At 47.2% G+C, this 20875-nt stretch carries 24 protein-coding genes; 18 read left to right on the forward strand and 6 right to left on the reverse strand.

Going from position 1 to position 20875, the window contains the following annotated elements; genetic code table 11:
• The first annotated feature begins 109 nt into the window (after nucleotides 1-109).
• From VF724_RS04640 to VF724_RS04675, 8 genes are all read left to right on the forward strand, one after another.
• Nucleotides 110-1501 carry an ABC transporter substrate-binding protein gene (locus VF724_RS04640; RefSeq protein WP_371753057.1) on the forward strand — a complete coding sequence of 464 codons (1392 nt, stop codon included), beginning with the start codon at nucleotides 110-112 and terminating at the stop codon, nucleotides 1499-1501.
• A gap of 17 nt (nucleotides 1502-1518) precedes the next feature.
• The gene (locus tag VF724_RS04645) at nucleotides 1519-2454 is read left to right on the forward strand and encodes a carbohydrate ABC transporter permease (RefSeq protein ID WP_371753058.1); all 936 of its coding nucleotides are present in this window, start codon (nucleotides 1519-1521) and stop codon (nucleotides 2452-2454) included.
• Nucleotides 2454-3275 (forward strand): carbohydrate ABC transporter permease, encoded by an 822-nt coding sequence (locus VF724_RS04650; RefSeq protein WP_371753059.1) that lies wholly within the window; start codon nucleotides 2454-2456, stop codon nucleotides 3273-3275. Before VF724_RS04645 ends, VF724_RS04650 begins: the two co-directional genes overlap by 1 nt.
• A gap of 20 nt (nucleotides 3276-3295) precedes the next feature.
• The gene (locus VF724_RS04655; RefSeq protein WP_371753060.1) at nucleotides 3296-3511 is read left to right on the forward strand and encodes a hypothetical protein; all 216 of its coding nucleotides are present in this window, start codon (nucleotides 3296-3298) and stop codon (nucleotides 3509-3511) included.
• Between the two features lie 7 nt (nucleotides 3512-3518).
• On the forward strand, nucleotides 3519-3935 hold the full coding sequence (locus VF724_RS04660) for an SMP-30/gluconolactonase/LRE family protein (protein WP_371753061.1): 417 nt from the start codon (nucleotides 3519-3521) through the stop codon (nucleotides 3933-3935).
• A gap of 42 nt (nucleotides 3936-3977) precedes the next feature.
• The gene (locus VF724_RS04665) at nucleotides 3978-4535 is read left to right on the forward strand and encodes a hypothetical protein (RefSeq protein ID WP_371753227.1); all 558 of its coding nucleotides are present in this window, start codon (nucleotides 3978-3980) and stop codon (nucleotides 4533-4535) included.
• A 152-nt stretch (nucleotides 4536-4687) separates the two neighbouring features.
• Nucleotides 4688-5605, forward strand: coding sequence for an aldose epimerase family protein (locus VF724_RS04670; RefSeq protein WP_371753062.1), 918 nt, complete (start codon nucleotides 4688-4690; stop codon nucleotides 5603-5605).
• A gap of 10 nt (nucleotides 5606-5615) precedes the next feature.
• The gene (locus tag VF724_RS04675) at nucleotides 5616-5834 is read left to right on the forward strand and encodes an alcohol dehydrogenase catalytic domain-containing protein (RefSeq protein WP_371753063.1); all 219 of its coding nucleotides are present in this window, start codon (nucleotides 5616-5618) and stop codon (nucleotides 5832-5834) included.
• Here VF724_RS04675 and VF724_RS04680 read toward each other — a convergent pair.
• Complete coding sequence (locus VF724_RS04680) at nucleotides 5771-5908, reverse strand: hypothetical protein (protein ID WP_371753233.1); 138 nt, start codon at nucleotides 5906-5908, stop codon at nucleotides 5771-5773. The two genes, VF724_RS04675 and VF724_RS04680, sit on opposite strands and share 64 nt — an antisense overlap.
• A 243-nt stretch (nucleotides 5909-6151) precedes the next feature.
• Here VF724_RS04680 and VF724_RS04685 point away from each other — a divergent pair, with 243 nt between their 5' ends.
• The 9 genes from VF724_RS04685 to VF724_RS04725 all read left to right on the forward strand — a co-directional run bounded on the left by VF724_RS04685 (nucleotide 6152) and on the right by VF724_RS04725 (nucleotide 13476).
• On the forward strand, nucleotides 6152-6823 hold the full coding sequence (locus VF724_RS04685; RefSeq protein ID WP_371753064.1) for a helix-turn-helix transcriptional regulator: 672 nt from the start codon (nucleotides 6152-6154) through the stop codon (nucleotides 6821-6823).
• Nucleotides 6824-6868: 45 nt separating this feature from the next.
• Nucleotides 6869-7957, forward strand: coding sequence for a D-TA family PLP-dependent enzyme (locus VF724_RS04690; protein WP_371753065.1), 1089 nt, complete (start codon nucleotides 6869-6871; stop codon nucleotides 7955-7957).
• 37 nt (nucleotides 7958-7994) lie between these two features.
• Nucleotides 7995-8816, forward strand: a complete 822-nt coding sequence (locus VF724_RS04695; RefSeq protein ID WP_371753066.1) for an ABC transporter substrate-binding protein — start codon at nucleotides 7995-7997, stop codon at nucleotides 8814-8816.
• Between the two features lie 91 nt (nucleotides 8817-8907).
• Nucleotides 8908-9570: an amino acid ABC transporter permease gene (locus tag VF724_RS04700; protein WP_371753067.1), complete on the forward strand. Its 663-nt coding sequence runs from the start codon at nucleotides 8908-8910 to the stop codon at nucleotides 9568-9570.
• Between the two features lie 11 nt (nucleotides 9571-9581).
• Entirely contained in the window at nucleotides 9582-10229 is a 648-nt protein-coding gene (locus VF724_RS04705) for an amino acid ABC transporter permease (RefSeq protein WP_371753068.1), read from the forward strand.
• The gene (locus VF724_RS04710) at nucleotides 10226-10954 is read left to right on the forward strand and encodes an amino acid ABC transporter ATP-binding protein (protein ID WP_371753069.1); all 729 of its coding nucleotides are present in this window, start codon (nucleotides 10226-10228) and stop codon (nucleotides 10952-10954) included. Before VF724_RS04705 ends, VF724_RS04710 begins: the two co-directional genes overlap by 4 nt.
• 33 nt (nucleotides 10955-10987) lie before the next feature.
• A complete protein-coding gene (locus tag VF724_RS04715) occupies nucleotides 10988-11359 on the forward strand; it encodes a RidA family protein (RefSeq protein WP_371753070.1) in 372 nt (123 codons plus the stop codon).
• A 238-nt stretch (nucleotides 11360-11597) separates the two neighbouring features.
• Nucleotides 11598-12848 carry a CynX/NimT family MFS transporter gene (locus VF724_RS04720; RefSeq protein ID WP_371753071.1) on the forward strand — a complete coding sequence of 417 codons (1251 nt, stop codon included), beginning with the start codon at nucleotides 11598-11600 and terminating at the stop codon, nucleotides 12846-12848.
• Between the two features lie 451 nt (nucleotides 12849-13299).
• Complete coding sequence (locus VF724_RS04725) at nucleotides 13300-13476, forward strand: hypothetical protein (protein ID WP_371753072.1); 177 nt, start codon at nucleotides 13300-13302, stop codon at nucleotides 13474-13476.
• Nucleotides 13477-13681: 205 nt separating this feature from the next.
• On the opposite strand, the gene VF724_RS04730 is transcribed toward VF724_RS04725, so the two are convergent.
• Nucleotides 13682-14881 (reverse strand): FAD-dependent monooxygenase, encoded by a 1200-nt coding sequence (locus VF724_RS04730; RefSeq protein WP_371753073.1) that lies wholly within the window; start codon nucleotides 14879-14881, stop codon nucleotides 13682-13684.
• Nucleotides 14882-15103: 222 nt separating this feature from the next.
• Here VF724_RS04730 and VF724_RS04735 point away from each other — a divergent pair, with 222 nt between their 5' ends.
• Nucleotides 15104-17104: an acetoacetate--CoA ligase gene (locus VF724_RS04735; RefSeq protein WP_371753074.1), complete on the forward strand. Its 2001-nt coding sequence runs from the start codon at nucleotides 15104-15106 to the stop codon at nucleotides 17102-17104.
• Nucleotides 17105-17280: 176 nt separating this feature from the next.
• Here VF724_RS04735 and sucD read toward each other — a convergent pair whose 3' ends face one another.
• Genes sucD through sauS form a run of 4 tightly spaced genes read right to left on the reverse strand, consistent with a single transcriptional unit; the run spans nucleotide 17281 to nucleotide 20853 of the window.
• Entirely contained in the window at nucleotides 17281-18171 is an 891-nt protein-coding gene (sucD, locus tag VF724_RS04740) for a succinate--CoA ligase subunit alpha (protein ID WP_371753075.1), read from the reverse strand.
• Nucleotides 18168-19295, reverse strand: a complete 1128-nt coding sequence (locus VF724_RS04745; RefSeq protein WP_371753076.1) for a succinate--CoA ligase subunit beta — start codon at nucleotides 19293-19295, stop codon at nucleotides 18168-18170. The genes sucD and VF724_RS04745 overlap by 4 nt, the downstream gene beginning before the upstream one ends.
• Nucleotides 19292-19453 (reverse strand): hypothetical protein, encoded by a 162-nt coding sequence (locus VF724_RS04750; protein WP_371753077.1) that lies wholly within the window; start codon nucleotides 19451-19453, stop codon nucleotides 19292-19294. Before VF724_RS04750 ends, VF724_RS04745 begins: the two co-directional genes overlap by 4 nt.
• Nucleotides 19420-20853, reverse strand: coding sequence for an acylating sulfoacetaldehyde dehydrogenase (gene sauS / locus VF724_RS04755; RefSeq protein WP_371753078.1), 1434 nt, complete (start codon nucleotides 20851-20853; stop codon nucleotides 19420-19422). Before sauS ends, VF724_RS04750 begins: the two co-directional genes overlap by 34 nt.
• Nucleotides 20854-20875 lie beyond the last annotated feature (22 nt).

The raw sequence follows: 20875 nt of genomic DNA on the forward strand, positions 1-20875 counted from the left end.
GTGCAGACTACATTCTCCACCAGTACCTCTCAAATTGTCAAAGTTGAAATCATGAGAATAAGCGAGAAAACAGGCGAAAACATTACTTTATAGTGGGAGGTTGAATTCTATGGCCAAGAGGCTGAGAATAACTGCGATTTTTCTTATCTTGTTAACAATTTTTGCAACCGCTTGCAATTCGGGAGGAAGCCCAAAGCAATCCCAGACGAACGCGCCGGCCGAAACCGCGGCAAGTTCCGATGCGAATAGCGGCAAATCGTCGGGAGAAAAAGTGGAACTGACGTTTTGGACTTGGGGGGAAAGCGATATTCCCGGCTTTGACCAGTGGATGCAAAAGCAAATCGATAATTATCAAACAAAGAATCCGAATATCGCGATCCATGTAGTCAAACAAAATACCGATACGCTTACCGGCGCATTTCAAGCTACAGCCGCCACTAATAGCGGCCCGGATATTGCAACGCTTTGGGCGACCATTCCGGTTTTGACCCAAGTATGGGGAGGTTATGTTGCGCCGATCAGCGATTATGTGCCGGCGGATGAAATCAAGCATTGGGTCAATACTTCCGAAAATACATATGAGGGGAAGGTATGGGCCGCTCCCATTTATTTGATCGGCGTTCCGCTGGCCTACAATAAGGATCTGTTTAAACAAGCCGGCCTAGATCCCGAAAATCCTCCGAAAACATGGGATGAATTCTTAAAAGCTTGCGAGGCTTTAAAAGCCAAAGGAATTACTCCGATCGGCATGGGGAATAAGGACGGTTATGCGGGCGCATGGATGTTTTCAAACTTTGGCAAGCAAAATTTGGACTCCATGGAAGATCTGAAGCAAGCTGTTATCGGGAAAATGGATATCACGGATCCGAAATATACGGGATGGTATGCAAAGCTGGCCGAACTTGTCGATAAGGGCTATTTCAATGACGATATTTCATCGCTTGACCTGAACAACGGATGGAAGCTTTTCCCTTCCGGCAAGGTTGCGATGTCCTGGACGACGGACGGAAACTTTATCTCATGGCTCAAATCAATGGGCGGAGACGCGCATATTGGCGCGATGCAAACGCCGATATTCGGGACGGGAAAACTGGCGGAATCTTATAATGCCACCCAATCGTCATCCTATTTCATCACTTCCTGGTCAAAGCATAAGCAAGAGGCCGCGGATTTTCTGGCCTATCTGCACAGCAAGGAAAGTATTTCCGATTTCTATACGAGCACAGGGGCTTTTCCCGCCGACGACCGATTTGATACCGGTTTGATCAATGACAAAGAAATTCAGAAGCTGTTCAATTGGGATACCCAGGGCACACAGGTTTGGCCGGAAAACTATTTGCCGCCGATGGTCGATGGGAATGCCGATATTGCCGGCGGGCAAATGATTACCTCCAAATCAGGGAACCCTCAGGATGTTGTGAAACTTTGGGATACGGTATTAAAGCAATGGAGAAGCCAGCATCCGGATGAATTGGAAAACTTCAAGAACTGGAGCAAATAACGATTGGAGAATTATGAATGAAAGCCATCACAAACCATACTTCACCTGAATTAAAAACTCAAAACCATCTTGGACCCCGTCTTGATTGGGGTCTAAGATGGTACCTGTATGTTGCTCCGATGATTATCGTGATAGTTGGCGTATTCGGATACCCGCTTGTATCTGTAATCCGATACAGCTTTTATGCCGGAAACATGAACCGGCTGATATATGTAGGTTTGGCAAATTACAAAGCGATTTTTCAAGATCCTGTATTTTGGATTTCTATTCGGAATAACGTTTTTCTTTTGATTAGCGTGCCCATCATGATCGTCATCGCCATGCTCCTGGCCATTTTGTTGTATGAAGCGGTGAAAGGCTGGAAATTTTACCGGTCGGTCGTATTTTTGCCGTATATCGTTTCCGCCACGGTTATCGGCATTACTTTCAGCTATCTGTATCAGTTTAACGGTGTATTGAACACGAGTTTAAGAGCGATTGGCTTGGATGCGATTGCGCTTGACTGGCTGGGCAACTCGCACTTGGTTGTTCCGTCCGTAATGAGTGTCATCCTTTATCAGCAGATCGGATTTGGCGTTGTTCTGTTTTTTGCGCAGATGATCAATTTGCCTTCAGAGGTTTTTGAGGCGGCTGAACTTGACGGCGTCAATTGGTGGCAGAAGCAGTGGCTGGTGACAATCCCCCAGCTCAAAGGGGTCATTGAATTCTTCGCCATAACGGAAGCAATCAATATGCTGAGCTGGGTATTCAATTATGTTTATGTACTTACAGCCGGCGGTCCGGGGAACAGTTCCAGCGTATTGGAAATTTATATTTGGCGGAATGCCTTTTTCTTCCGTTCATATGGTTCCGCTTCTGCGGTGGCCACTATTTTGTTGATCATAACCGTCGTTTTAATTTTTGTTTATTTCCGAATTCGCAGCGGCAATATGGAACAAAGGGGAGAGTCTTAATGGCAAGATTGTTCGGAACATTGGTGAAACAGGCGATTATGGTTCTCATGACAATATCTTCTTTATATCCGCTGTACTTTTTATTGATCACCAGTTTAAAAACCGGAAAGGAGTACACGGCGAATTCCACCGGTTTTCCTCACAGTATTACGTTTCAAAATTTTTCCGATGCCCTGACCAAAGTCCATTTGGGCGTCTGGTTTTCCAATACGATTGTTTTGACAGTGGTTTCCGTATTCCTGACTACCCTGATATCCGCATTGGCCGCTTATGCCATTGCATGGGGGAAATTCATCGGCAGGCAAACGCTGTTAAAGCTTTGCATAGCGTTAATGGTCGTTCCTCCCGTGATTTTGATTATTCCTATGTTTTTTGTGATGGTTAAAGTGCAGCTCATCAATACCCTGACATCCGCTATTATTTTTTATACCGGCCTGATGATTCCGTTCTCTGTCTATTTGCTGACCAGTTTTTTCAGGGAAATCCCCAGCGAGCTTTTTCAAGCGGCTCAAATAGACGGCTGTTCGAGATTCGGCGCCTTTTGGCGGATTGTGATTCCCTTGGCGGCTCCGGCATTTGTCACGCTCGTGATCGTAAATTCATTGTGGGTTTGGAATGAGCTGCTGATCGCGCTTGTGTTTTTGCAGGATGAGAGCAAGCGCACGATTATGGCCGGCATCAGCATGTTTCAAGGAAGATACAACACCAATCAACCGTTGATTATGGCCAGCTCGTTTTTATCCCTGCTTCCGATTTTACTGCTTTATTTGTTCGGGCAACGGTTCTTCATCAGAGGACTGACAGCAGGTATCGGAAAATAAAACGAAAGACGGGAATGTGAATGATAAAAAAATCGCTTTTTAATATCTATAACGTTGAAATCATCGTTAGTGATCTGGATCACCCGGAATGCGTAAACTTCGGTCCTGATGGAGCGGGATATGCGGGTGGAGAAGCAGGGCAGCTGTTTAAATTTACAAGTGAACGGGATAAAGTGATTCTGGCAAATACCGGTGGGAGAATCGGCGGATTATGTGTAGACGGAAATTACACCTGACGAAAAAGTGTCCGTATATTCCTCCGGCACAAAAGAATTTCCGGCAAAATATCCGAATTACCCCGTATTTGATAATAAAGGGAACTTATATTATTCCGATTCAGGCGGGGATTTCTATCGTGCAGAGGGCCGCATTGTTGTGGTGCGTCCGGATGGCGCAACAGAACATTTGTATGGAGGGCATCTGCATTTCCCGAATGGCATGGCAATTGATGCCGAGGAGAAAAATCTTTATGTCATTCAAAGTTCCGCTTCCAATATTCTGAGATTTATTGATCCTTATGCCGACCGCATGAATCGGCCTGCGAATGTAGCGTTTGAGCCGGGTTCAACCAGGTTGTTTTTTGCCAATCTCGGAGGCTTTTCCGTCAATGCTGTTGATGTGGGTGAAAAAGGCTTGAGGTTAAAATATCCGAAGTTTTGAATACTTTATCGTGTGAGGAGATCATCCTTGAAGATTACGAATATGGAAACATTCATTGTCAGCATTCCATACAGTCATACCGAAAAAAGCTCACGTGTCAACCGGCTGGGAGTTACGGATGTTATCGTCAAATTAACGGCGGATAACGGTTTGGTTGGTTGGGGGGAAAGCTGCAGCGGAGCCGACGTCAAATCTGTTGAACAGGCCGTTCTTTCTGCAAAGCCATATGTAATTGGAAAAGATCCATGGCAATTGGATGCAATATATAACGATTATATGAAGAAGGGGCTTTGGGATTTTCGACCGATGACGGCTCAATTTGCTTTTGTGGGGATTGATCAGGCTTTATGGGATTTGTGTGGCAAAGAGGCCGGGCAGCCTGTATATAAATTCTTTGGCGGCGCAATGAGAGTTTCGGTGAATTATTTTTATTATTTATCGCATTCATCCGTGGAAGAAATGGAACGACAATGCCGTGACGGTCTGGATAAAGGGTATTCCGTATTTTATTTGAAAACAGGAATTGACCGAAAAACAGAAGATGAACTTCTGAGTGTGATACTGGGTAGGGACTATGCGGAAATTTCATATGTTATGTGAATTGGCCGATTTGGAAGGTCTTCAGGTTGTCAAGCATACCCATGGAAGATAGCCAAGTACCATGCAAATTACTTGGAAGTGGGGCAATATTTGCCCAATCATCCTGAATAAACTCCACTTCAAATAAACTCCACTTCATAGGGGGAAATGGTTTGGTCTCTTTTTCAGAGCAGTCAGATGGCGGTATTCAATTGTTTAATGACTCCCTGACAATCACCATATATCCGAAATTCGGAGGAAAAATTGCCAGCTTTCGAAGCGGAGATAAGGAATGGCTATGGCAAAATCAACAGCTGCCGGAAATTCCAGTGGTAACGGCGGGAGCGGCCTATGACGATCTTTTCTACGGCGGAATTGATGAATTATTTCCGAATGATTATCCGACTTTGATTAACGGAGTTGCTCTTCCCGATCATGGCGAGCTTTGGTCCCGGGAGTGGGAATACAGCATGGAGAAAGGGGTACACGGCTGGTCGATAAGGATGAAGCTGGGCTTGCGGGCATATCCGTGCGAGTTTGAAAAACATATTTATCTGGAAGAGAACAGAATGACGATCGAGAGCAAATTGACCAACCGGTCGGAGGAGGATTTTCCCTTTTTGTGGGTGCTGCATCCCGCTTTCCGAATCAGTCCCGCGCATAAGTTACATTTTCCTGCCGGAAGGGTCATAGTGGAGAATGAAATCAAAGGAAGGGTTGCGAAAGGGACACCTTTGTTTATTTGGCCGGGAAGGGACATCGGTTTGGATTTGTCGCAAGTTCCGGAAGCAAACGGAGGTTTGGAGTCTTATTATATCACTGATCTCCCCGAGGGGCGGTTTATTCTGGAAGATACGAATGCGGGGGAATCCCTTCAAGTCGATTTTCCTTTGGATGTCTTTCCGCATATGTGGCTGTTTATGCCGCTTGGGGGCTGGAAAGCCCACTATGTAGCCGTGATCGAGCCGAGCTCCGGCTATCCTACGGATTTGGCCGATGCAGTAAAAGCCGGGACGCACTCGGTTTTAAAAAAGAAATCCTGCATTTCCGCGACAGTCACATACTCTGTCCGGCCTTCACAACCGCTTTGATCGGCATGATTTGAAAGAAGGTGATCCTGCGGTTTCCCCCCTTATAATGGGACATGAATTCTCCGGGACAGTCGAGCAGATCGGCAGCCAAGTCACAGGTTTAAAAATCGGAGACAGAGTTACGGCAATCCGCTCGTATCCTGCGGGGAATGCAGAGATTGCTTGTCAGGCTCCGCACAGCGACAGATCGGTCTGTTCGTGCTTCAGGCCGCCAAAATTTTTGGAGTAGACAGCATCGTCATCCTTGATCTTAATAAGGAGCCGCTTCAGATACAGGGGAAATAGGGGCAATTCCCATTTCATCTTCAGAAGAACTTGCCCAGGTGGAAGGGTGGAATTTTCCAGACATCTTTCCGCAAACAGCCAAATTCCGGTAAATTTGCCATGGACATTGATGAGGCGATATCGGAAGGGCGACAGGCGACGGCGAACATGGAATAAACTCACAAAGTATAGATTGACTATTTTCTTAATACTGTATATTATTATAATTAATTTTATTTAGATATTAAAAAAAATTTTAATATTTGAAAAGAGATGATTTTGTTGGAAAACGTTAAAGATGAATTGGAATTTTTAACTTCTCTAATTCATGGAATGGCGGCTCAATTTGGCGATAAATGTGAAGTTGTCTTACATGATTTATCAGGGGATTATGAAAGCACGATTGTGGCAATAGAAAACGGTTACATTACCGGAAGGAAAATTGGAGATTGCGGCAGCAATCTTGGTTTGGAAGTGCTGCGAGGTACTATTGAGAATGGCGATAGATATAATTACATTACACAAACCAGGGATGGGAAAATATTAAGGTCTACTACCATTTACTTAAAAAACAGCAAGAAAGAAACAATCGGCGCCATTTGTATTAATTTGGATATTACGGATTTATTAATAGCCGAAAATACGATTAAATCAATCACTATGCATAGTTTGGATCAAGAAGTAAAAGAGGCTTTTGTCAGTGATGTGAATGAACTTTTGGATTTCCTTTTGCAAGAATGCCAAAATGATATCGGAAAACCAGTATCTTATATGTCTAAAGAAGAAAAAATGAAAGCCATCCACTATCTTGATAGAAAAGGTGCTTTTCTCATTAAAAAGGCTGGAGATAAAGTCTGCCAGTTCTTCGATATCTCCAAATTTACATTATACAACTATTTGGATGAGATTCGTGCGCAGCAAGTCAGAAGCGAGAATAAGGATTCGATCATTTAAGCTTGTTTCGATCATTTAAGAAAGCATTGAAAGGGGGTGAACATATTGCTCAATCAAATACCGAGTCCTTCTGTAATCGTAGATTTGAACATCGTGGATAAAAATATTCAAAACATGTCTGAAATAGCCAAAAAGGCGGGAATAAAGCATCGCCCCCATATTAAAACGCACAAGTCGGTATATTTTGCCAATAAACAAAAGCAAGCGGGCGCCGTTGGAATTACATGCGCTAAACTTGGTGAAGCGGAGGTAATGGCCGAAGCCGGATTCGATGATATTCTTGTCGCTTTTCCGATAATTGGTGAAGAAAAGTTGGAGCGTCTTTATCAATTGGCGCAAAAAATTAAAGTTTCGACATGTATCGATAGTATCGAAGTGGCACAAGGCATATCTGAGGTGGGTTTGAAATTGGGGCAACCTATCCCCGTGTATATTGAGGTTGAAGGCGGCAATTTGCGTTGCGGCAGACAACCCGGGGAAGATACAGTTAACTTCGCCCAGCAAGTAAAACGCTTACAAGGCGTCGAAATTATCGGTATCCTTACATATGCGGGCCAAATCTATAATGAAAAAAATATCGATGATATTCGAAGAGTTGCAAAGGAGGAAGCGGATAATCTCAAAAATACAGTTGAGCTTTTGAGAGAATCCGGGATTTTTGTTCGGGAAATCAGCGCCGGTTCTTCCATTTCGTCAAAGTTTGCTTCAGAGTTGAAGGGAGTTACGGAAATCCGGGCGGGTAATTATATTTTTCACGATGTATCCCAATTATCTACCGGAATGGCATCTATTGATGAATGTGCTTTGCGCGTTATAGCTACCGTTGTCAGTACTCCGTCCCCCGGAAGAGCGATTATTGACGCCGGATCCAAGACATTAACAACCGATACCGCTCAATTTCGTAAAGGATACGGTTATATTATCGAATATCCTGAAATTGAAATTTACAAATTAAATGAGGAACATGGCTTTTTAAGGTTTGATCCATCCATTCAATTGTCTGTTGGACAACGTTTAACGATTATTCCCAACCATGCGTGTGTTGTTGCCAATCTTACCGACGAATATATAGGGGTTCGCGGCGATCAAATCGTCGAAGTCATTCCTGTTGAAGCAAGAGGCAAAAACAAATAGAGAAGCACAATTTCAAAAAATAGGGAGGCCTTCATTTATGAAATTAAAATCCGTTGCTTTATCATTATTGGTCATTGCTCTGTTTACTGTAATGGGATGTTCAAAAGATACTGCTTCAAACAGCGGAAATCAATCCGTTTCCACGCTGCAAAAAGTAATCCAAAGCAAAAAAATGACAGCCGGCGTTATCTTGTCGTTTCCTCCATTCGGTTTTAAGGATGAAAAAGGCAATCCCCAAGGATACGATGTCGATATGGCAAAAGAGGTAGCGAAGAGTCTGGGTGCAGAGCTGACGATCGTGGATGTAACTGCAGATGCCCGTATACCTAGCCTGGAAACGGGCAAAGTGGATATCGTAATAGGAAATTTTACACGCACTCTGGAACGCGCGCAAAAAGTTGACTTTACCGATCCGTATATCGTTGCCGGCGAAAGATTGCTTGTGAAAAAAGGAAGCTCTATTAAAGAAATTAAGGATCTCTCCGGTAAAAAAGCAGCTGTAACCAAAGGCTCCACAAATGCGGACATCGTAAAAAAATATGCTCCGGATGCTGAAATTGCTTACTTCGCCACTTCCGCTGACGCAGTGCTCGCAGTAAAAAATGGCCAGGCGGATGCGTTTATCGAAGACAGCAATTTCGAACAATATCAGGCAAAGCTAAATCCTGATTTGGAAGTGGTGGGAGATTCTTTTGTTCCGCTTGAATACAACGCTTTCGGTGTTAAAAAGGGCGATCAAGATTGGTTGAATTATTTGAATCTGTTCGTATTCAACATGAATAACAATGGATTGAATAAAGAGCTATACCAAAAATGGTTTGGCGCCGAACTGCCGTTCAAATTAAATCCGCAATATTGATTTGTCGCGCTTCATAAGTGGACCGGCCCGTAATTTTTCGTATCATTTCCGCCTGCTGAAAAGCAGGCGGATTTATTGAGGGGTGACATGAATGTTTTTTGACTGGGGAACTCCCATAATTCACATCGGCGATTTTATCATGGGTGCATTCACCTCGTTATGGATTGCGGTTTTGGTTTTTCTCTTGTCTGTTTTATTTGGAACATTACTGGCTTTGGCAAGATTCAAAAGAAGAAAAAATCTGATATTTATATTGGCCACTGTTTATGTTGAATTCATCCGAAATACACCCGTGCTTGTTCAAATCTTTATTGTTTATTTCGGTCTGCCGCAATTTGATATTCATCTTTCGCCGATAACGGCAGGCGTTCTCGCGCTAACCGTCAACAATTCGGCTTATATCGCCGAAATTATTCGCGCCGGGATTCAATCTATTCATAAGGGGCAATGGGAAGCGGCCGCTTCAATCGGACTTTCCCATTTTCAAATGTTTCGGTTAATCGTTTTTCCGCTGGCTTTGCGAAATATTTTTCCGTCCTTGTCCAATCAATTTATTATGATCCTCTTCGGAACCAGTTTGCTGTCCATATTGGATGTAAGGGAACTGACACAAAGAGCCTCCATTTTAAATTCTGAAACATTCAGAACGATGGAGATTTTCGTATTCGTCACTTTAATGTATTACGTCATTTCTATTCTTTCATCTACTGTCTTGAGATGGGTGAACCATAAGTTTTACCCTAATATAAAATAGGAGGGACGACAGTGGATTTTAGTGCAGCTTGGGCTTATAAGACGTTATTATTGAATGGCTTTGCCGTTACCATCGAACTCTCCATTTTGGCCATTATTACTGGGACGCTTTTGGGATTTGTCGCAGGCTTGTCCCAGACAAGCAAATGGGCTATATTAAAATATCCGACCAAATTATATATCGAGATTTTTCGGGGATCGCCATTATTGATTCAACTATTTATGGTCTTTTACGGGTTGCCGTATTTGGGAATAGATATAAGTATTTTTGCGGCAACACTTCTGGTGTTTACCCTATATGGAGGAGCTTATATTGCGGAAATTATCCGTTCCGGAATCGAATCCATCCCAAAAGGCCAATTTGAAGCATCGCAATCGCTCGGATTGACCTATCGTCAAATGATGCAAAAAATTATTTTGCCCCAAACCTTAAAAGTGTCTCTTCCTCCATTAATGGGCTTTTACATTGGACTTATCAAGGATACCTCGGTTGCCTCCATTATCGGTTACATGGAAGTTGTGAAAGAAGGACAAATGATTATTAATATTACCGCCAAACCATTCGAAATTTATTTTGTAATTTCCGTTATGTATTTTATTATCTCTTATCCTCTTTCGTTATTGGTGGATTGGATAGAAGGGAGAAATAAGCACGCATGATTTTACTGAAAAATATACGAAAATCTTTCGGGGAAAATACGGTTCTTAAAGATATAACGCTAGAGGTTCAAAAAGGCGAGGTAGTGGTCATTATCGGCCCGAGCGGCTCCGGGAAAAGCACAGTTTTGCGCTGCATTAATAAATTGGAAAATGTCGACAGCGGCGAAGTGTACATTGACGGCCAGATTTTAAGCGATAAAAAATCAACGATTCGCAATATGAGGAAATCCGTGGGAATGGTTTTTCAGCAATTCAATTTATTCCCTCACTTAAATGTTTACGAAAATATCGCAATAGGACCGATAAATTCACTTAAAATGACCAAAGAAAGCACAGAAAAGGTGGTTCATGATCTGCTCAAAAAAGTAGGGCTGGAGGATAAAAAGTACAGCTATCCAACTCAACTTTCAGGCGGCCAACAACAGAGAATCGCTATAGCCAGGGCTCTGGCCATGAGTCCAAAGGCAATGCTTTTTGACGAACCCACATCGGCACTGGATCCCGAGCTGGTGGGGGAAGTATTGTCAGTCATGAAAACTCTTGCAAAAGAAGGCATGACGATGATCGTAGTCACTCATGAAATGAATTTCGCCCGGGAAGTGGCTGACCGGGTAATTGTTATGGCGGATGGCATGATTATTGAACAGGGCAGCCCCGAGGAAATTTTTAAATCCCCCAAAGAGGCTAGAACACAGAGCTTCCTTCGTTCAGTGATTGAAAAATAAATAATAATAAATTTGAATTGGAGATGAATAAGAATGAAACAACAAATCAGAACAACCTTGGCACCATCGGCGGCAGGTCCTTACTCTCAAGGAATTAAAAAAGGCAACCGCATTTATGTGGCAGGACAGGGACCATTAAATGCCGCAACCGGCGAAACTCCAACAACGATAAAAGAGCAGACCAGACAAGTTTTATTGAACATTCAGCATATTCTTGAAGCCGGCGGGGCAACAATGGATGATGTCGTCAAGGTCACCGCACATTTATCCGATTTAAAATATTTTGACGATTTTAATTCTGTCTATAAAGAATTTTTCACAGAGCCTTATCCAGTAAGAACAACTGTAGGGAGTCAATTGGCTAACATATTGGTAGAAATTGATGTAATAGCCGAAGTTGATTAACTTTGATCGAAGGGGCCGACAAAATGGAGCATGGAGCGGGTGGGTTATTCCCGGAGGTAGTAACCCTATGCCCGACCAAAAGTCCTTGTGTATCAAGGGCTTTTTGCTTTTTACACAATATCTTCTCCCCAATAAGCGATTGACTAAATAAACGTAAAGATTCTATTATTAAGAATCGGCCTTCTCAGATAGATCAGCTTGCGTTTTGGGAAAACAAGAGAGAGGAATTCATGCATCAATGAGTAAAAATGTTGAAACAACCAAATCCAGATTAGCAATCCCCTCGACGACCGGCATTTTGTTTACTGTATTTGTCATTATTTTCATAGCGGCAAATCTAAGAGCGCCGATCACTTCTGTCGGTCCTTTGATCGGTTTGATTCGCGAGGGTACCGGCATTTCAGGAACGTTGGCAGGGCTGTTGACCACGATTCCTTTAACGGCTTTCGCGCTCATTTCACCATTGGCCCCAATAATCGCGCGCCGGATCGGGATCGAACGTACTTTGTTTTTGGGCATGATTCTTCTCACAATGGGAATTCTGGTGCGGTATATCCCGACAATCCCCGGTTTGCTGCTTGGAACATCCATGATGGGCATTGCCATAGCGCTTAGCAATGTGCTGCTGCCCAGTCTGATTAAACGGGATTTTCCGGAACGTTCCGGATTGATGACCGGTATTTTTTCGTTCATGCTGAACTTATCGGCCGCTTTGGGCTTTGGCATCAGTATCCCACTGGCATTGAAAGCGGATCTGGGCTGGCGGGGATCGCTCGTGAGCTGGGCCATTCTGTCCGTTGCAGCGATTTTCATATTGCTGCCGCTGCTTCGGAATAAACGGAAACCGGCTGTGTCTTTTGCCGGAACCGCTTCTTTATTTTCCGCACAATTGTGGAAGTCGTCAATAGCCTGGCAGGTTACCCTATTCATGGGCCTTCAGTCTCTCCTATTTTACGTGATTGCTGCATGGCTGCCGGAAATGCTGCAGGAACAAGGCCTAAGTATTTCTGAGAGCGGATGGATGCTGTCCATCCTTCAATTCTCGGCGATTCCTTCCGCATTTGTTATGCCGATTTTAGCGGTGCGCGCATCCGATCAAAGGCTTCTCGGCGCGATTATCGGCCTATTGCTTTTAACCGGATTTGTCGGTCTGACGATCGGCGGAGTCGGACTCGTTCTTTTATGGATGTTTTTTCTTGGCATAGGCGGAGGCAGCGCGATCAGTCTGGCGCTTTTGTTGTTCAGTCTGCGCACGCGCAATGCGCTGCAAGCGGCTGAATTGTCAGGCATGGCTCAATCCGTCGGATATTTGCTTTCCGCCGTTGGTCCAATCCTGTTCGGGTTTATCTACGATCTTACTCATCAATGGTTGATTCCGGAAATCATTCTAATTGCGGTATCTGTCCTCGTCGTCATTTTTGGCATTGGGGCGGGTCAACAAAAATATGTAACTCCGGATGAACAGGTTTCGGATAACTCCATAACCTGATTTGATCAAAACAGACTAGCCCACTGCTTTGAGACGAGCAGTGGGCGGCAGCCCGTTAGAGTTCGAGTCTCTCCGACCGCATCACATGAATAGTCCTTGCGCTGCAAGGGCTTTTTGCTTTTTGCACTTATTTTGGTTTTTTCCCCTTGTTCCAAAAATGTTAACAAATTCTATCTTGTTCATTCTTGTGGTGAAATCAAAATAATGGTAAATTATATAATGTTAATTTCTCGATATAGTGATGATTATTAATTAGTGTGATAAATCTCACAGCGGGTGATGTGCCGAATGAGTAAGATATGAATTAATGAATATTTTCATACTCCCAATTTTAACAAAATATATTAAAAAAATATATTTTTTGTTCTCAAATTTCGACAGTTATTTTCGGTGTGGGTATATATAATATATTTTGTGTGTTTTCATTTTCTCTGAACAAAGGTGGTTCGCAATGTTTAGCCAGTTAGCCAGACCCTTGATGAATCTTGAGGATACGGATCTGAAACAGCTGCTTGAAGATATCCGCGCCCTTGATTCCGAAGTCGATGATGATTTTATTCTCCTGATCGAAGAGGAAATCAAATTTCGCGAAGTGAAGAATGAATTAAAAAGCGAATTAAGAAAATAAATATATTTGTTCTTGAATGCTTATCCCGGAACGCGGATTGCTGCAGTGCGATCCTTTGCTCTTACCGCCCTTCTTTTCGAACGTCGTTTTTTTGTCGTTTTGTTTAATAACATAAATATCAAAAGGGAAAGGGGATTCGCCGCCAAATTCAACGAATTTCCTTTCCCTGATTTTATTTTACCCTGATTTTATACAGATTTGCGGTTCATTGAGCCGGCCGGTTATATCTGCGGGAATACAGCCAATCCACATGGTTGGTGTCCTGCGGGCTGCGCTGCAGCATGATTGAATTGCGCAGCAGAATGGCGATCGGATCCTCGGTATGCAGGATATTTCCCCAAATGCGTCCTTTGACCTGCACGCTGGTTGCGCGCGGAATGCGATCCTGCTGATAGCTGGCAAACACCTTTGCGAGGTCGTCGCCGTGCTCGTGAAGCGAATTGGTCAGACAGGCAGCGTCCTCCAACGCCTGACAGCCGCCTTGGGCCAAATATTGCAGCATGGCATGGGCAGCGTCTCCGAGCAGCGCAACGCGTCCCGACGACCAGTTGCCGATCGGCTCGCGGTCGTACATCGGCCAACGCCGCTGGCGCGAAATAAAGGACACGGCATGGCGCACGGGTTGACAGCACTTGCCGAAATGCTCGTCAATCTCGTCCGGAGTTCCCCAGTCGTCGGAGTCCTTCTTATATCGGAAGCTTTTGAATACAACCACCTGATTGTACAGCTCTCCGCGGCGCACGGGATACTGGACCAGATGAAGATAAGGCGCGATCCACATGATAACGTCGTCCATGTTCGTTTGGGTTTGGGCCATCATTTCGGTCATCGGGATCGTGCCGCGATAGGCAACATATTGGGAACAGACAGGTTCATCATCGCTGAACATCCTGCGCGTCTTTGACCACAGTCCGTCAGCGCCGATTACGGCGTCAGCTGTGCAAGATGTTCCATCGGCCAGGGTGACGCGGGCCTTATCGCCGAGATCCTCAACATTTTCCACGGATTGGTTCGTCAATAGAGTAATCTTGTCACTGGCCCTGCATGCGTCAAGCAGCACTTTATGAAGATCGGAACGATGAAGGACAATGTACGGGTAACCGTATTTCTCAAGAAAAGCCTCGCCTAATTCGAGAGCGCTGAGCTCGTTTCCGGTTATGGCGTCCATCATGACAAGCCGTTTTGGAAACACCGCAAATTCGGATATTTTGTCCATCACTCCGAATCTGGACAATACCGAGGTGGCGTTTGGCGCAAGCTGAATACCCGCCCCGACCTCGCCGAATTCCGGCGCCTGTTCCAGGACATGGACGGAGCGTCCCGTTTCGGCAATGCCCAGCGCTGCCGTGAGACCGCCGATTCCTCCACCGACAACGATGAATTGAACTTCCTGCAAGTTGGACATGCTTGCAAAACTCCCTTCGAAAAAATGGGCTGCGGCCAACAAATTCTAACTATAGAGAATTAATTTCTTTATATGGGAACTATTTAATAGCAAATTGTCATAATAGTCAATACATAATATTTGATTCATATTTAACCTGCGTTTGATTGAAAATTAACAGAATAATTGTTACAATTTTTTAAAGCTCTCAAGATTGAAATGGAAAAACAGGGAGAGGTGGCTATGGTTTCTATACCTGAGGGAACATTGTTGTGGGAGCCTTCCGAGTCGCAGATACAGGACACTGCTTTACACCGGTACATGCGATGGGTGGAGCAAAAATACGGCCTTTCATTTGCAGATTATGAGTCTTTATGGAAATGGTCGGTCGAAAATTTGGAAGATTTCTGGGGATCGATCTGGGAATTCTACGGAATCGGGGCTTCGCGGCCTTACACATCGGTCCTGAAGAGCCGAACTATGCCCGGGGCTGTATGGTTTCCGGGAGCAAGGCTGAATTACGCGGAGCATGTTTTTCGCCACAGCCGCAACGATCAGCCGGCGATCCTGTTTCAATCGGAGCATCGGCCTTATACAGAAATCTCGTGGGGTACCCTGCGGAAACAAACTGAAGCTGTAGCGCATACGTTGAAAAAGCTGGGCGTGAAGCCGGGCGATCGCGTCGTCGCGTATATGCCGAATATACCGGAGGCGATTTCCGCATTTTTGGCGTGTGCGAGCATCGGGGCGATATGGTCCAGCTGTTCGCCGGATTTTGGAACGCCCAGTGTCGTCAGCCGATTTCAGCAAATTCAACCGAAGGTCCTGTTTGCGGTCGACGGATACTCATATAACGGGAAAAAATTCGATAGAATCGACGCTGTCCGTGAGCTGCAGGATGCGCTGCCTTCGCTGCAAAAAACGGTTTTGGTTCCTTATTTGGTGGAACGGCAAGCTATGCCGGACGAATTGAAGGGGGACACGCTGCTGTGGGAGGAGCTGGTGCAGGAACATGAACCCGAACCGTTGACTTTTGAACAGCTTCCTTTCGATCATCCTTTGTGGATCCTGTATTCATCGGGGACAACCGGATTGCCGAAGCCCATTGTACAAGGGCAGGGCGGGATTCTGTTGGAACATGTGAAAGCGCTTTTACTGCAGTGCAACATCACGGAAGGGGAGCGGTTTTTCTGGTTTACCACAACCGGTTGGATGATGTGGAATTTTCTGATCGGCGGCTTGCTCGTGGGGGCGACCATCGTCATCTATGACGGCAGTCCGGCTTATCCTTCCATTGATGTGCTTTGGCAGCTTGCCGAGCAATCGGGCATGACGTTTTTCGGTACGAGCGCAGGGTATATCAATGCTTGCATGAAATCCGGCATCGAACCGGGGAATCAGTACGACCTTTCCAAGCTGAAGGGCATAGGGTCTACCGGCTCACCATTGACGACGGATGGGTTCGGCTGGGTCTATCGGTCTGTCAAGGATGACTTGCTGCTGGCATCGGCGAGCGGCGGTACGGACCTTTGCACGGCTTTCGTCGGAGGCAGTCCGGTGCTTCCCGTCCGGGCGGGGGAAATTCAGTGCAGGGCATTAGGCGCCAAAGTGGAGGCTTACGACGAGCAAGGACATTCGCTGACCGGTGAAGTCGGCGAATTGGTGATCACCGCGCCGATGCCGTCCATGCCGTTGTATCTTTGGAATGATCCGGACGGGATCCGGTACAAGGAAAGCTATTTTGAGATGTATCCGGGCATTTGGAGGCACGGCGATTGGATCAAAATAACGGATGGAGGCGGTTGCATCATATACGGCCGATCGGATTCCACCATCAACCGAAATGGGGTGCGGATGGGAACAAGTGAAATCTATCAGGCTGTCGAGGGACTGGAGGAGGTTGCGGACAGTCTCGTCATCGATTTGGAGATGCTGGACCGGCAGCCGATGCTGTTGATTTTTGTCGTGCCGGCCAAAGGTGCAGTTCTGGACGAAGCGCTGAAGAATAAAATCAAGCAGCGCATCCGCAGCGAGGTCTCCCCTCGTTATCTGCCCGATGAAATTCATGAGGTCCCGCAAATCCCGCGGACTCTGAACGGCAAAAAAATGGAGGTTCCGATCCGCCGCATCCTCCTGGGACATCCCATGGAGAAAGCCGTCAACAAGGACTCCATGAGCAACCCCGATTCTCTCGCGTATTTTGTCAAGCTGTCCGCCGGCTTGAATGCCAATGCTTCTTCCTGAGATAACATCAGCATAACGAACCGCCGCATCCATGTGACGCGGCGGTTCGCATTACTGACGGTTGCGGTGCAAACAGCGGTTCTAACCCGCCCGTTTCGACCGCTGCACAACGCAATCCTCTCAATCCCTCCGCAGCCCGCTGAGGCGTAGATATATGAGCCTCGGAGCAATTTGTGCTATTCAACGGCCTGCAGCACACTCTGCAGCAGCCTTCCGACTTGGCTGGGCCGGTCGGCGACAAGGGCGCCCGCCTTGGTCAGGGCGGCGATTTTATCCTCGACGGTTCCCTTGCCGGCGGTGATGATGGCTCCGGCATGGCCCATTTTCTTCCCCTTGGGCGCCGTTCGTCCGCCGAGGAACGCGACCAGTGGCTTCGTGAACACCTTGCGCTCGATGGCCTCCGCGACTTCCTCTTCCATCGTCCCGCCCAGTTCACCGATGATGACGACCGCATCCGTATCCGGATCGGCCTGAAATAACGGCAGCACCTCCGCAAATCGGGTGAACGGGACGGGATCGCCGCCGATTCCAATCAGCGAGGAGGCGCCGAAGCCCGCTTTGACCACCTCGGCCGTCACCTCATTCGTCAAGGAACCGCTGCGCGTCATAATGCCGATGCGGCCGGGGCGGTATACGCGATCCAGCCAATAGGGAAAGAAGCCCATCATCGCTTTGCCGGTTGAAATGATGCCCGATGTGTTCGAGCCGATGACCATGGCGCCTTCCTCCAGCGCGGCTTTTCTCATTTGCAGCGTGTCGTGCAGGGGAATCCCCTCGCAGAGAATGACGACCTTTTTAATCCCGGCATCCAATGCTTCGAACAAAGCGTCCTTGGCAAACCGGGGCGGAACGAACAGCAGCGAAGCATCGATCCTGAAGCTTGCCGCGGCCCGCCGCACGGTGTGAAAAACCGGAACGCCTTCCACGGTTTCGCCTTCCTTTCCCGGTGTGACGCCGGCGACCACATGAGTGCCGTAATCTTTCATATGTTTGGTCCAAAAACGGCCCTCTTTTCCCGTAATGCCTTGAACCAGCACGCGCGTAGCAGAATTCAAAATAATGCTCATTTGACTCCGACACCTCCGGCGAGCGCGATCGCCTGCTTGACCGCTTCCTCGGTCTCATCCAGCGACTGCAGACCGATGCTTCGCAGCAGCCGGTGCGCCTCCTCCTCGCCGGTTCCCCGGATAGCTGCGACAATGGGGATCTCCGGCTTCAGCAGCTTGACGGCATCGACCAGACCTTGGGCCATTACGTCCGCCCGGGCGATCGTACCGAAGGTGACGATCAGGATTACCTTCGGATTGCTTTTCATCATGATCGTCATCGCCTGCACGGCCTTGTGGTAATTCGGTCCGCCGAATTCCAGATAGTTGGAGACCGTCCCACCGTAGTAGTGGATCAGATCGAATACGGTGTTCGTCAATCCGGCTCCTGCACACATCAGCCCGATGTCCCCGTCAAATTCCAGGTAGGGGATTCCCTCTTGGGACGCTTCATATTGAGCATCGCTGTCAAAATATTCGCGGGTTAATTCAAACCGTTCATGCCGGAATAAGGAATTGTCGTCCAAGCTGATTTTCCCGTCGGCGGCGACGAGGTTTCCTTTACTGGTAATCATCAGTGGATTGATCTCCACAAGTTCGCAGTCATAGCGTTGAAACAGACCATACAGGTTTAACAGAAGCTTGGAGCCTTGACTGACGATCGGCCCGTCGAGGCCCAAGTCGTACATCAGATTTCTGGCCTGGAAAGGCGAAAGCCCTCTTGCGATATCGACGGATTCCCTGATAATTTTATCCGGTGTGCTGCGGGCGATTTCCTCAATATCGACGCCGCCTTCCGCGCAGGCCATAATCACGCTCGAGCCCGCGACGGGATCGAGCGTGATGGAGAGATAAAGCTCCTTTGCGATATGGACCGCTTCCTCAATGAGGACCTTGGAGACCTTTTTGGGAGAAGCAAAAATCTGTTTTGTTTTGGCATGCGCCTCTTCCCCTGAGGCGGCCAATTGAATCAAGCCTGCTTTGCCGCGGCCGCCTTCCAGAATCTGCGCTTTGATCACACACGGGAAGCCGATTTCATCCAGCGCCTGCTGCAGCCCCGACTCCTCGCGAATCAGCCTTCTTCGGGGAACGGGAATCTGGTTCTCTTCAAAAAGCTCTTTTGCCTGATACTCGAATAATTTCATAAAATGAATTCCTCCCGGACTTGAATGGATAGACGATCAGGAACGGCAGTTGATGCAGTGATCGAAATGGCTGTCGGATAGCATAAAGTGATCTGCATGCGCAGGACAGCAATCAATTTGGCGATTACCGGCCATACTTGGCAAAGTAGCTGCCCCACAAATCCTCCTCGGTCGGAATGACTTCCGGAATCACCCGGGAAACCTTTGTAATATTGATAAAATGCTTATAGGACAAATTTTCGCCGATGTTGTTGCCTGCCCAAGTGCCCCCTCCCATGGATAGGGTAAAGTTCAGGCCGTTATTGAAATTGCCGCCGTTCCCGTAGCACTGCGCTTGATTGATCAACAGCCGACATACGTCCATTTCCAGTCCGATTCTTTCGATATGCGATTCGTCCGTTGTGTGCAGGCCGCAGGAATGGCCCCTGCCTTGGCAGTTGAGAATGCGCTTGGTAATATCCAAAGCGTCGTCGAAGTCTTTGGCCTTATAAACGGCAAGCACGACAGCCAGCTTCTCGCGTGAGAAAGGATAGCCCGGTCCGATGCCGGTTTCTTCAACCATGAAGAAGGAGGCTTCTTTGGCGGCGGGATTCTGCAGACCGGCGGCCTCGGCGATGACCTCCGGGGCTTTGGCGGTAGTCTTGCCGCTTCGCTTCCCGTCGGGCCACATGGCCTGCTCGAGAAGCGCTTTCTCCTCGGCGCTGCACAGGTATCCACCTTCTTTTTTCAACGCCCCGATCATTTCATCGTACACAGCTTCCTCGATCACGACGGCGTTATCGCTCGAACAGCTGGTGGCATAATCATAAATTTTGCTCAAGCAGATGCGGTGGGCGGCCTCCTGCAAATTCGCCGTGGCATCCACCACCGATACGACATTGCCCGCGCTTACGCACAAATTCGGTTTTCCGCTCGTCTGTCCGGCGCGAACGTTATTGGCCGATCCGGTCACGGTGACAATATCGCACTGCTGGATCAGTTCATTGGAGAGCTCCTTGTTCACAGGGGCCGGAAGGGATTGGACAAGGTCGAGCGGGGCGCCGATTTTGGCCAATTCCTCATGGATATATTGAATCAGCAGTTGGCAGGTGGTAGCGCCTTTGGGAGAAGGAGAAAAGATAATGGCATTTCGGCCCTTCAGCGCCATCATCGCTTTATTCAGCGGGGTGGCCGCCGGATTGGTCGAAGGGACGACGGCGGCGACGACTCCCACCGGCTTGGCGATCTCGGTGATGCCCTTTTCCTCATCGACATGGATGACGCCGACCGATTTGGCTCCCAGCAGGTCGCGCAGGGTTCCCATCGTTTTGCGGCGGTTTTTATTGACCTTGTCCTCGTATTTGCCCAGTCCGGTGTCTCTCACCGCAACGCGGGCCAGCTCTTCCGCATTGCCCGGCTTGCAGATGGCCCATGCCAGCGCCTGAACGACTTCATCCACCTGGCTCTGGTCGTAATGGATAAAAATATTCATCGCTTTGCGCGCTTTCCGCACCAACTCGCCGACAATTTCCCGAGCATTTACCGCCTCAGTCGAATCTGTTTGTTGATTTGCGGTCATAGTTCAGCCTCCTTTGCGGGAT

Origin of the sequence: Ferviditalea candida, from assembly GCF_035282765.1 — a bacterium.
GTDB lineage: Bacteria > Bacillota > Bacilli > Paenibacillales > KCTC-25726 > Ferviditalea > Ferviditalea candida.

Coding starts and splice junctions, on each gene's coding strand:
- VF724_RS04640 (WP_371753057.1), top strand. CDS start 110: ATGGCCAAGAGGCTGAGAATAACTGCGATTTTTCTTATCTTGTTAACA.
- VF724_RS04645 (WP_371753058.1), top strand. CDS start 1,519: ATGAAAGCCATCACAAACCATACTTCACCTGAATTAAAAACTCAAAAC.
- VF724_RS04650 (WP_371753059.1), top strand. CDS start 2,454: ATGGCAAGATTGTTCGGAACATTGGTGAAACAGGCGATTATGGTTCTC.
- VF724_RS04655 (WP_371753060.1), top strand. CDS start 3,296: ATGATAAAAAAATCGCTTTTTAATATCTATAACGTTGAAATCATCGTT.
- VF724_RS04665 (WP_371753227.1), top strand. CDS start 3,978: ATGGAAACATTCATTGTCAGCATTCCATACAGTCATACCGAAAAAAGC.
- VF724_RS04680 (WP_371753233.1), bottom strand. CDS start 5,908: ATGAAATGGGAATTGCCCCTATTTCCCCTGTATCTGAAGCGGCTCCTT.
- VF724_RS04695 (WP_371753066.1), top strand. CDS start 7,995: ATGAAATTAAAATCCGTTGCTTTATCATTATTGGTCATTGCTCTGTTT.
- VF724_RS04700 (WP_371753067.1), top strand. CDS start 8,908: ATGTTTTTTGACTGGGGAACTCCCATAATTCACATCGGCGATTTTATC.
- VF724_RS04710 (WP_371753069.1), top strand. CDS start 10,226: ATGATTTTACTGAAAAATATACGAAAATCTTTCGGGGAAAATACGGTT.
- VF724_RS04715 (WP_371753070.1), top strand. CDS start 10,988: ATGAAACAACAAATCAGAACAACCTTGGCACCATCGGCGGCAGGTCCT.
- VF724_RS04720 (WP_371753071.1), top strand. CDS start 11,598: ATGAGTAAAAATGTTGAAACAACCAAATCCAGATTAGCAATCCCCTCG.
- VF724_RS04725 (WP_371753072.1), top strand. CDS start 13,300: ATGTTTAGCCAGTTAGCCAGACCCTTGATGAATCTTGAGGATACGGAT.
- VF724_RS04730 (WP_371753073.1), bottom strand. CDS start 14,881: ATGTCCAACTTGCAGGAAGTTCAATTCATCGTTGTCGGTGGAGGAATC.
- VF724_RS04735 (WP_371753074.1), top strand. CDS start 15,104: ATGGTTTCTATACCTGAGGGAACATTGTTGTGGGAGCCTTCCGAGTCG.
- sucD (WP_371753075.1), bottom strand. CDS start 18,171: ATGAGCATTATTTTGAATTCTGCTACGCGCGTGCTGGTTCAAGGCATT.
- VF724_RS04745 (WP_371753076.1), bottom strand. CDS start 19,295: ATGAAATTATTCGAGTATCAGGCAAAAGAGCTTTTTGAAGAGAACCAG.
- sauS (WP_371753078.1), bottom strand. CDS start 20,853: ATGACCGCAAATCAACAAACAGATTCGACTGAGGCGGTAAATGCTCGG.